General features: G+C 47.2%; 1 protein-coding gene. It reads right to left on the bottom strand.

The window, feature by feature from the left end:
- Nucleotides 1-14: 14 nt before the first annotated feature.
- Nucleotides 15-260 carry a hypothetical protein gene (locus ACYVTD_RS19100; protein ID WP_461249152.1) on the bottom strand — a complete coding sequence of 82 codons (246 nt, stop codon included), beginning with the start codon at nt 258-260 and terminating at the stop codon, nt 15-17.
- Nucleotides 261-271 lie beyond the last annotated feature (11 nt).

Raw genomic sequence — 271 nt, 5'->3', positions numbered from 1 at the left:
TCGCGGTGGTTATCTTAAAACCTGTTCCGCTTAAAGGATAAACCTGTTGAACCGCTCCCTTGCCGCAAGTATTTTCCCCAACCAGATAATCCATTCCATGATTGGCAGCACTGGCTATTTAAAACACCTGCTAAAATTTCCGAAGCGGAAGCGGGGCTTTTGTTTTTCAGCCCAATGACGGGAATATCGGCGGACACAAGAGTAGCCTTCCTTGCTTTAAAATCGCGGTTTTCTGACGCAATTCTTGACCTTGTTCGCACGACAAGTCCGC

The sequence above is a fragment of the Treponema sp. R6D11 genome (assembly GCF_054786075.1).
The sequence above is the reverse complement of the archived record's forward strand: the minus strand, read 5'-3'. Positions and strand labels throughout refer to the sequence as shown.